Source organism: Vibrio sp. 1580 (assembly GCF_033340055.1).
The window spans coordinates 1-690 of the sequence record NZ_JAWOVT010000306.1 but is presented as its reverse complement, the minus strand read 5'-3'; the positions used below and the strand labels follow the sequence as shown (position 1 = coordinate 690).

At 47.5% G+C, this 690-nt stretch carries 1 protein-coding gene; it reads right to left on the bottom strand.

What is annotated here, in order from left to right; all coding sequences use genetic code 11:
• On the bottom strand, window positions 1–690 hold a 690-nt coding region (locus R7093_RS25685; RefSeq protein WP_318147081.1), incomplete at both ends, for a DMT family transporter.

Sequence of the window (690 nt, the reverse complement as noted above, 5' to 3'; positions counted from 1 at the left end):
AAGCACTGCGCTTAATAAAGGGCAACCGTAAATGATGGCCGAACACATTGATCAATGCGCCCGCTACAATTAACGCGCCGCCAATGTATGTCCATAGTGATGGAAGTTCGCCAAAGAACACAATGCCTAACAGTACCGAAAAGACTATCTGCACGTAAGAGTAGGCTGATGCTTTACCTGCTTGTTGAGTTTGCATCGCCTTAGTCAGCCCAAGTTGACCAATTTGAGTGAACACGCCGACCAATACCAACATACACGTCAGGTAAAGATCTGGCATGACAAAGTTATCTCCCATAAACAGGATGGACGTTGGTAGCGCCACAAGTGGGAAGTAGAAAATGATCACCGAGCTGTCTTCGGTTTGGCTGAGCTTTCTTACAATGACATAAGCAATAGAGCTACCAAAAGCACCTAAAATAGCAATCATCACACTGAACATTGGAAGTGTTTGTGCAGATTCTACGCCGGTTTCTGGCCGAACCATGACGTAGACGCCGAGCAAACATAGCGCAATACAAATGAAGGTTGTGGGCTGAATTCGCTCTTTCAAAAAAATGACAGCGAGCAGCGCCGTAACTCCCGGATGAATGTATTGGAAGATGGTTGCTTCTGCCACAGGTAACGTGGTCACCGCATAGTAAACACACATCAGCGCGAAGGTGCCCACCGCGCCACGCGCTAAGAGTAGTG